Source organism: Rhodoferax sp., assembly GCF_018063565.1.
Classification (GTDB): domain Bacteria; phylum Pseudomonadota; class Gammaproteobacteria; order Burkholderiales; family Burkholderiaceae_C; genus Rhodoferax.
In genome coordinates this window covers 40234-47425 of the sequence record NZ_JAGPBB010000023.1, presented here as the reverse complement: position 1 = coordinate 47425, position 7192 = coordinate 40234, and the positions used below count along the sequence as shown (strand labels likewise).

Here is a 7192-nt window from a genome sequence, read left to right as displayed (position 1 = left end):
GTAAAGCAAAACGGGTTAGCAATTAAAAGCTGCTAACCCGTTGATTTATATGGTCGGAATGAGAGGATTCGAACCTCCGACCCCTTCGTCCCGAACGAAGTGCGCTACCAGGCTGCGCTACATTCCGAATTGTTTTGCGTTTATCCCGTCAGGACTGGCGCTCTAGCAACTGAGCGGCCAATTGTAGCAAACAGGCGGTGTGGTCGCCCGCCGGTAAACGGCGCGCAGCGGCAATGGCACGCTCGGCTTCCGTTGCAGCAGCCAGTCGCGCGGCCTCAAGGGCGCCCGTGCTCCTGACCACTTGCACCACTTGGTCAATCAACACCACGTCACCGGTTTCGATGGCATTTTTGATCAGCGCTCGCTCCTGGTCGTTGCCACGCCGCATGGCGGCGATTAACGGCAGAGTGGTCTTGCCTTCGCGAAGATCGTCGCCCAGGTTTTTCCCCATCACGGCGGCATCGCCGGTGTAGTCAAGTACATCGTCAATCACCTGGAATGCCGTCCCCATGGCTTGACCGTACTCGGCGCAAGCGGCCTCCAGATCGGGGGATGCATCCGCAAGAATGGCACCGACGCGCGCGCTGGCTTCAAAGAGTTTGGCAGTTTTGGACCGGATGACCTGCAGGTACCCCGCCTCGTCCAGCCCGGCGTTATGCATATTCATCAATTGCATGACTTCGCCTTCGGCAATGATATTGGTTGCATCGGCCAGCACCTGCATGATGCGCATGCTGTTGGCGTCCACCATCATCTGGAAAGCACGGGAATACAAAAAGTCTCCCACCAGCACACTGGCCGGGTTGCCAAAGGTCTCGTTGGCGGTGGCATTGCCGCGCCGCAACGACGACGCATCCACCACATCGTCATGCAACAGTGTGGCAGTGTGAATAAATTCAACCACTGCCGCCAGATTGAAATGCTGCGTGCCGGTATACCGCAAAGCACCACAAATCAGCAGCAATAAAGCCGGCCGCAAACGTTTGCCACCGGCAGAAATGATGTAACGCGACACTTCACCCACCAATGGCACGCCAGAATCAAGTCGCTGGGCAATGACCCGGTCGACTTGCTGCATGTCTGGCGCAATGATCGAGAGCAACGACGATGTGCTTTTGTTGGTGGCTTGCAAGACAAATGGTCCGATTAAATGCGCAGATTATCCAAGATTGTCAGCCGGGGTCGATGTCGAACCTGGCCAATAGTTGCGCCTATTCGCCCGGTTGATCTGTGACATAATGCCGGGCTTCGCAAAAATTCGTTTGCGAAGATTCATTTCAAGAGGTTCTTTATGTACGCGGTCATAAAAACCGGTGGCAAACAATACAGAGTTGCTGCTGGCGAAAAAATTAAAGTAGAACAGATTGCTGCGGACGTTGGCCAGGAGATTGTGTTCGACCAGGTTTTGGCAGTCGGTAACGGTGCTGAACTCAAAGTCGGTACGCCCTTGGTGTCCGGTGCAACGGTCAGCGTCACGGTGGTGTCGCATGGCAAACACGACAAGGTCAGCATTTTCAAGATGCGCCGTCGCAAACACTATCAAAAACGTCAAGGGCATCGTCAGCAGTTCACCGAACTGCTGGTGGGCGCAATCTCGGGCTGATCTTAGGAAGAGAATCATGGCACACAAAAAAGGCGGCGGCTCTACGCGAAACGGGCGCGATTCCAAGCCCAAAATGCTCGGTGTGAAGTCTTACGGTGGTGAGCTGATCAGCGCGGGCTCGATCATCGTGCGCCAGCGTGGCACCCAGTTCCACCCTGGTTCCAATGTCGGCATCGGCAAAGACCATACGCTGTTTGCATTGGTGGACGGCCATGTGGCTTTTGCCACCAAAGGCGCATTGAACAAACAAACCGTGAGTGTGACGGCAGCTGCCTGATCTGGCCCGCGGCTTTTACCCAGCAGGACCCTGCGCCAACGCGCGGGGTTTTTTGTTTCTGAAACCCGATCGAACCTTATGAAATTTGTCGACGAAGCCTACATTGACGTCTCTGCCGGAGACGGCGGTGCCGGCTGCGTCTCTTTCCGGCACGAAAAATACAAAGAATTTGGCGGACCCAACGGGGGTGACGGCGGTCGCGGTGGTCACGTGTTTGCGGTGGCCGACCCCAACCTCAACACCTTGGTGGATTACCGGTTTTCGCGCCGCTACGACGCGCAACGCGGCCAGCACGGCATGGGCTCCGACATGTTTGGTGCGGCCGGCGATGACATCACGCTGAAAATGCCGGTGGGCACCATCATCACCGACGCTGAATCGGGCGAAGTGCTGTTTGAATTGCTCAACCCGGGCGAGGTCATCACCATCGCCAAAGGCGGCGACGGTGGCTTTGGTAACCTGCGTTACAAAAGTGCGATCAACCGAGCACCACGCCAGAAAACACCTGGCTGGCCAGGCGAAAAGCGCAACCTCAAGCTCGAACTCAAGGTGCTGGCTGACGTCGGCCTGCTGGGCATGCCCAATGCCGGCAAGTCCACACTGATTACCGCCATTTCCAATGCGCGACCCCGTATCGCGGACTACCCCTTTACCACCCTGCACCCCAATCTGGGAGTGGTCCGCGTAGCGCCAGAGCAGAGTTTCGTGGTGGCTGACTTGCCGGGTCTGATCGAAGGTGCATCCGAGGGGGCGGGGCTGGGGCACCAGTTTCTGCGCCACTTGCAGCGTACCCGCCTGCTTTTGCATGTGGTCGACATGGCCCCCTTTGACGATGCCATTGACACTGCGGCGCAGGCCAAGGCGATTGTCAACGAGCTGAAAAAATACGACAAAAAACTGTACGACAAGCCACGCTGGCTGGTGCTCAACAAGCTTGACATGGTGCCACTTGAAGAACGCGCGGCGCTGATCAAAGACTTTATCAAGCGTTTCAAGTTCAAGGGCCCGGTGTTTGAAATTTCGGCCTTGACGCGTGAAGGCTGCGAGCCACTGATCAAAGCGGTGTACCAGCACATCAGCGCCCAGCAAAAGATCGAGCTGGCGCCTGAAGTCATTGATCCACGTTTTGCAGTCGACACGGACCCCCATCAATCTCAATAATTTTTATAGCTGCATCCGCTTTTAAAATAAGGGCTAAGGCCTGAAAATGCCAAATATTTTCGATGCTTCCATCCTGCGCGATGCGCACCGCGTGGTGGTCAAGGTGGGCTCCAGCCTGGTGACGAACGAAGGGCGTGGTCTGGATGAGTCCGCCATTGGTGAGTGGGCACGCCAGTTGTCAGCATTGGTGCTGCAGGGTCGTGAGGTGATCATGGTCTCCAGTGGTGCCATCGCCGAAGGCATGAAACGTCTGGGCTGGAAGACCCGGCCGCACGAAATCCATGAGTTGCAAGCCGCAGCCGCAGTGGGCCAGATGGGCCTGGCCCAGATGTACGAAACCAAGTTGCGCGAAAACGGCCTGGGCAGCGCCCAGGTGCTGCTGACCCACGCGGATCTGGCCGATCGCGAGCGCTATTTGAATGCGCGCTCCACCCTGCTGACGCTGCTCAAGCTCGGCGTGCTGCCGGTCATCAATGAAAACGACACCGTCGTCAATGATGAAATCAAGTTCGGCGACAACGACACCCTCGGTGCCCTGGTCGCCAATCTGGTGGAGGCGGACGCACTGGTGATCCTGACCGATCAGCGTGGTCTCTATAGCGCCGACCCGCGCAAGGACCCGGCGGCACAATTTATCCGTGTTGCGCGCGCAGGGGACCTGGCGCTGGAGGCGATGGCAGGTGGTGCCGGCTCCAGCCTGGGGCGAGGCGGCATGATCACCAAAATCCTGGCCGCCAAGCGCGCTGCTGGTTCGGGTGCCTCAACCGTGATCGCCTGGGGTCGCGAGCCCGATGTCCTGCTGCGCCTGAGTCAGGGCGAGTCGATCGGCACCCTGCTGGTGGCACCAACGCAAAAAACCCAGGCACGCAAACAGTGGATGGTTGACCACCTGCAGATGCGCGGTTCGGTCACGGTGGACGCCGGTGCGGTGCAAAAACTGCGCAGTGGCGGCTCAAGCCTGCTGCCGGTGGGCATGACTGCCGTCGATGGCGACTTTTCTCGCGGCGATGTCATTGCCATCCGTGCCGACGACGGTACCGAGGTGGCGCGGGGCCTGGCCAACTATGCCAGTGCCGAGGCACGCTTGCTGTGTCGCAAGCCATCCAGCGCGTTTGAAGCGCTGCTGGGCTACATGGCTGAGCCCGAAATGGTGCACCGCGACAATCTGGTGCTGAGTCGCTAAGCCGACTTACCTCTTCAGGGCACGGATGATATCGGCCACCGAGCTGGCGGCCGTTGCCCCATCACACGCGGCCTGGCGGGCGAAAATAATGGGGTGTTTGGAGGGCACATTGGCGCTGAGGGCACGCCACTCGACGCTATTGGGGCGGGTCCAGACACCCTCGTTGTTGGCCCGCGCATAAGTTTTGAACTCAGCAGTGGCGCAGCGGATACCCTCATAAAACGCCGTCACGGCACCACTGGTGCTGCGGGCGACCACCACATAACGCACGATACCATCAGGCGTGACAGCCAGGCTCGCAGGATCAATACCAAACTGCAGGCTGACGTAGGGCGGCATTTCCAGCGGCAGCAACTTGTCTCGGCTGAAGGCCGGTGGCGCTGGCACCTCGGTCTCCTGCCAATCCGGGTCCATATCGACAATCAGCGCCTGCGCCAAGGAACTGCCTCCAAGCAGGGCCAGGACGAAGACTTGGCGCAACCAAATCATCATGTGTTGTTTAGCCACGCTCGTTCCCCGACAGCGGATCAGGCTGAAAACTCGCTCCCGGCGGCAGTTCAAAGCAGGCGTCAGGAATGTCACCATAACTTTGTTCGGATTCCAGTGGCCGTATACCCTGGCGCAAAAAACGGTTGCGATGGTCACTGCGCGGCACATAACGTGACAGTTCGGTCAGCGCCATCACATACACCTCACGCTTGAACTCCACCACCGCCTCAAGCGGAACCCAATAGTCGTTCCAACGCCAGGCATCAAACTCCGGGTGATTGGTGGCACGCAGATTCAAATCCCAGTCGTGACCCACCAGTTGCAACAAAAACCAGATCTGCTTTTGTCCTTTGTAAAACCCGCGCGAATCCCGGCGGATAAAACGGTCCGGCACCTCATAGCGCAACCAGTCACGGGTGCGGGCCACAATGCGCACGTGCTCACGTTGCAGCCCGACTTCTTCGTGCAGTTCCCGAATCATGGCCTGCTCGGGCGTTTCTCCCCGATCGATACCACCTTGCGGAAACTGCCAGGAGTGCGTACGAATACGCTTGCCCCAAAACACCTGATTTTTCTGGTTGAGCAGGATGATGCCGACGTTCGGCCTAAAGCCGTCTCGGTCAAGCATAATCAAACCCCAAATTTTTAAACTGTGACCATTATGCACAGCCTTTGCTTTGCATCAAGAGTGTCAACCCTGACTATTTCCAGATTGCCGCCATGAAAGCCTCCCAGTTCTTTATTTCCACCCTCAAAGAGGCCCCCGCCGACGCCGAAGTGGTCAGCCACAAGCTGATGATGCGCGCCGGCATGATCAAAAAGCTCGGTGCGGGCATCTACACCCTGATGCCGATGGGGCTGCGCGTGGTGCGCAAAGTCGAACAGATCGTGCGCGAGGAAATGAACCGCGCAGGGGCCGTCGAGCTCACCATGCCCGTGGTGCAACCCGCCGAGTTGTGGCAGGAAACCGGACGGTTTGAGAAGATGGGGCCAGAGCTGTTGCGCATCCAGGACCGCCACGGCAACGACTTTGTGGTGCAACCCACCAGCGAAGAAGTGGTGACCGACATCGCCCGCCAGGAGATCAAGAGCTACAAGCAGCTGCCGAAGAATTTTTATCAGATCCAGACCAAATTCCGCGACGAGCGCCGCCCGCGCTTTGGCCTGATGCGCGGGCGTGAGTTCATCATGAAAGACGCCTACAGTTTTGACCGCGACCAGGCTTCAGCCAAGGCCAGCTACCAGGTGATGGCCAAAGCCTACCGGCGCATTTTTGACCGCTTTGGTCTGCGCTACCGTGCCGTGGCGGCTGACAGCGGTGCCATTGGCGGCGATCTGAGCGAAGAGTTCCAGGTGATTGCCGCCACCGGCGAAGATGCCATCGTCTATTGCCCGGGCAGCGACTACGCCGCCAACATGGAAAAAGCCGAAGCGCTGGCCCCGGCAAGCCCACGCGCTGCGGCCTCGCAACCCATGACGCAAACCCCGACCCCGGGCAAAAGCACCTGTGCCGACGTGGCAGAGATGCTGGGTGTGCCACTGCAAACTACCGTCAAATCACTGGTACTGGCTACCGACACCCTGGGCGACAAGGGTGAGGTGCTCAAAACCCAGGTCTGGCTGCTGCTGCTGCGCGGCGACCACGACATGAACGAGGTCAAGGTCGGCAAACTGCAGGGTCTGGGTGCTTTCCGCTTTGCCACGGTGGCTGAAATTGAAGACCACTTTGGCTGCAAACCCGGTTATCTTGGGCCGATCGGCCTGCAAAAGCCGGTGAAACTGGTGGTGGACCGCGAAGTGGCCGTGATGAGCGACTGGGTTTGTGGCGCCAACCGGCCCGACTTTCACATCACCGGCGTCAACTGGGGCCGCGACCTGCCCGAACCAGATCTGATTGCCGACTTGCGCAACGTGGTGGCGGGCGACGCCTCTCCCGACGGCCAAGGGGTGCTGTCGATCGAGCGCGGCATCGAGGTCGGCCATGTGTTCTACCTCGGCACCAAATACAGCCAGGCCATGAAAGCCACCTTTCTTGACCAGAATGGGAAGCCGCAGCTGATGGAAATGGGTTGTTATGGCATCGGCATCACCCGCCTGCCTGCCGCCGCCATCGAGCAGAACCACGACGAGCGCGGCATCATTTGGCCCGATGCGCTGGCACCGTTCACCGTGGTGATCTGCCCGATCAACGCCGAGCGGTCACCTGAGGTCAAATCCGCCGCTGAGCGGCTGTATACCGAACTGCTTGCCGCCGGCGTTGATGTGATGTTGGACGACCGCGGCGAGCGCCCCGGCGCCATGTTTGCGGACTGGGAACTTATTGGCGTACCACACCGCGTCAACATTGGTGACCGCGCGCTCAAGGAAGGCAATGTCGAATACCAGCACCGCCGCGACGCCAGTGCCAGCCCGGTGCCACTGACCGACATTGCCGCCCATCTGCTTGCCAAGCTGAGCGGGTGAACGTCAACGACACGGC

The 7192-nt window shown here is 58.9% G+C and carries 8 protein-coding genes and 1 tRNA gene; 5 read left to right on the top strand and 4 right to left on the bottom strand.

Annotation, left to right across the window (positions count from 1 at the left end; genetic code table 11):
- Positions 1-50 precede the first annotated feature (50 nt).
- Together KBF66_RS07685 and KBF66_RS07680 are read right to left on the bottom strand one after the other, a co-directional pair.
- Positions 51-127: transfer RNA gene (locus KBF66_RS07685), tRNA-Pro, on the bottom strand.
- Positions 128-148: 21 nt separating this feature from the next.
- On the bottom strand, positions 149-1078 hold the full coding sequence (locus tag KBF66_RS07680) for a polyprenyl synthetase family protein (protein ID WP_296654752.1): 930 nt from the start codon (positions 1076-1078) through the stop codon (positions 149-151).
- Positions 1079-1291: 213 nt separating this feature from the next.
- On the opposite strand from KBF66_RS07680, the gene rplU reads away from it, so the two are divergent.
- The 4 genes from rplU to proB all read left to right on the top strand — a co-directional run bounded on the left by rplU (position 1292) and on the right by proB (position 4224).
- The gene (gene rplU / locus KBF66_RS07675; protein WP_296654740.1) at positions 1292-1603 is read left to right on the top strand and encodes a 50S ribosomal protein L21; all 312 of its coding nucleotides are present in this window, start codon (positions 1292-1294) and stop codon (positions 1601-1603) included.
- A 16-nt stretch (positions 1604-1619) separates the two neighbouring features.
- Complete coding sequence (gene rpmA, locus KBF66_RS07670; protein ID WP_296654738.1) at positions 1620-1880, top strand: 50S ribosomal protein L27; 261 nt, start codon at positions 1620-1622, stop codon at positions 1878-1880.
- A 78-nt stretch (positions 1881-1958) separates the two neighbouring features.
- Entirely contained in the window at positions 1959-3041 is a 1083-nt protein-coding gene (cgtA, locus tag KBF66_RS07665; protein WP_296654737.1) for an Obg family GTPase CgtA, read from the top strand.
- 46 nt (positions 3042-3087) lie between these two features.
- Positions 3088-4224: a glutamate 5-kinase gene (gene proB, locus KBF66_RS07660; RefSeq protein ID WP_296654735.1), complete on the top strand. Its 1137-nt coding sequence runs from the start codon at positions 3088-3090 to the stop codon at positions 4222-4224.
- 6 nt (positions 4225-4230) lie between these two features.
- Here the strand turns inward: proB and KBF66_RS07655 are convergent, their stop codons facing one another.
- Together KBF66_RS07655 and KBF66_RS07650 are read right to left on the bottom strand one after the other, a co-directional pair.
- Positions 4231-4716 (bottom strand): CNP1-like family protein, encoded by a 486-nt coding sequence (locus tag KBF66_RS07655; RefSeq protein ID WP_296654734.1) that lies wholly within the window; start codon positions 4714-4716, stop codon positions 4231-4233.
- Positions 4717-4723: 7 nt separating this feature from the next.
- Positions 4724-5341 (bottom strand): RNA pyrophosphohydrolase, encoded by a 618-nt coding sequence (locus KBF66_RS07650; protein ID WP_296654733.1) that lies wholly within the window; start codon positions 5339-5341, stop codon positions 4724-4726.
- Between the two features lie 92 nt (positions 5342-5433).
- Here KBF66_RS07650 and KBF66_RS07645 point away from each other — a divergent pair, with 92 nt between their 5' ends.
- Positions 5434-7176, top strand: coding sequence for a proline--tRNA ligase (locus KBF66_RS07645; RefSeq protein ID WP_296654732.1), 1743 nt, complete (start codon positions 5434-5436; stop codon positions 7174-7176).
- The last annotated feature ends 16 nt before the right edge of the window (positions 7177-7192 follow it).

Bases quoted from the DNA above. Each gene is read 5' to 3' on its own strand.
- KBF66_RS07645 (WP_296654732.1), top strand. From the start codon at position 5,434: ATGAAAGCCTCCCAGTTCTTTATTTCCACCCTCAAAGAGGCCCCCGCC.
- cgtA (WP_296654737.1), top strand. From the start codon at position 1,959: ATGAAATTTGTCGACGAAGCCTACATTGACGTCTCTGCCGGAGACGGC.
- rpmA (WP_296654738.1), top strand. From the start codon at position 1,620: ATGGCACACAAAAAAGGCGGCGGCTCTACGCGAAACGGGCGCGATTCC.
- KBF66_RS07650 (WP_296654733.1), bottom strand. From the start codon at position 5,341: ATGCTTGACCGAGACGGCTTTAGGCCGAACGTCGGCATCATCCTGCTC.
- rplU (WP_296654740.1), top strand. From the start codon at position 1,292: ATGTACGCGGTCATAAAAACCGGTGGCAAACAATACAGAGTTGCTGCT.
- KBF66_RS07680 (WP_296654752.1), bottom strand. From the start codon at position 1,078: ATGCAGCAAGTCGACCGGGTCATTGCCCAGCGACTTGATTCTGGCGTG.
- KBF66_RS07655 (WP_296654734.1), bottom strand. From the start codon at position 4,716: ATGATGATTTGGTTGCGCCAAGTCTTCGTCCTGGCCCTGCTTGGAGGC.
- proB (WP_296654735.1), top strand. From the start codon at position 3,088: ATGCCAAATATTTTCGATGCTTCCATCCTGCGCGATGCGCACCGCGTG.